Genomic DNA, 1,129 nt, shown 5'->3' on the forward strand with positions numbered 1-1,129 from the left:
GGGCCGCCGGGGGGTCCGCCGGCGCCGGGGATGTTCTTCCGCTGTCCGTCGGAGTGCTGCCGGGTGGGGTTCCCGGTCGCCTGAGGCGTCACGTTCCAACCTCTCGTCGCATGACCCGTTGTCCGCGACGCATGGTGACAGCGAACGGGGCCCCGTCGGCGCACCCGGGCGCCCGATCCGGCGCACGTGCCGGGTCCCCGCCGCCGCGCACGCCCCGTCGGCACTGGAATCCGGGTCCCGCGCCGGCCCCGTTCGGCTCCGCCCGGGTGGGTGGGATGACGCGGCGGCCCGGGGTTGACGCGGCCCGCCGCGCCATGCGGTCAGCAGGGTTTGCGCCAGGTGTCCAGCTCCGGGTTCTTCAGCATCGAGGAAAGGTTCAGCTTGCGGGCCTCGGGACAGAAGTTCGAGGGGGTCCCCTTGTACTCGACGTGGAAGACCGCCTTGCCCGCCTTGATGAAGGGGCTGAGCGCCGCGCACTCGCCGAACTGGGCGCACTCCTCGTTGACCGCGAAGTCGAAGGCTCCTTCGAGCTGCGGGATCTGCGGCAGGTCGTTCTTGAGGCCGACCGACAGCCCGCGCGCGTGCGCGATCTCGGCGATCATGCGGTTGTAGGCGAGCTGGTGCTCGGCCGTCAGCGGGAAGCCCGTGTCGTTGCCGTAGCCCTCCACCAGGTCGGGCTCCACCGCGTCGAAGCCCTTGTCCCGGCACATGTCGAAGCGCCGTTCCATGAGCGGGCGGAGCTGGTCGGTGCGGCGGATGTCCAGCCAGCGCTCGCCCTTCCAGCCGTTGGGCTTGCCGAAGAGGCCGGTGGGGAAGGCGTCCTTGTCCGGGCGGAAGTCCTCCCAGGCGCCGACGTTGACGTAGCAGATGACCTTGCGGCCGTCGCGGTGCAGCCGGTCCACGTCGGCCTTGGAGTTCTCGAACCCGTCGATGTCGTACACGGGTACGTCGACCGAGGGGTCGGAGCGTCCGTCGAGCTGCCACTGCCAGGCCAGGCCGGGCTGCGGCTGCCAGCGGGGCCTGGCCTGGCCGCCGGGGGCGGAGGAGGAGGGAGAGGGAGAGGGGGCCGGCGGCGATCCGGGCGGGGACGGGGAGCCGGGGACGGGCGAGGCCGGTCCTGGTCCCTGGC

The 1,129-nt window shown here is 72.5% G+C and carries 1 protein-coding gene; it reads right to left on the reverse strand.

The features are described 5' to 3' along the window. Nucleotides 1–320: 320 nt before the first annotated feature. Nucleotides 321–1,129 (reverse strand): endo alpha-1,4 polygalactosaminidase (locus VR44_RS21380; RefSeq protein WP_052713744.1); only part of this gene is annotated, 809 nt, incomplete at its 5' end.

The sequence above is a fragment of the Streptomyces katrae genome, assembly GCF_000966975.1.
GTDB lineage: Bacteria > Actinomycetota > Actinomycetes > Streptomycetales > Streptomycetaceae > Streptomyces > Streptomyces katrae.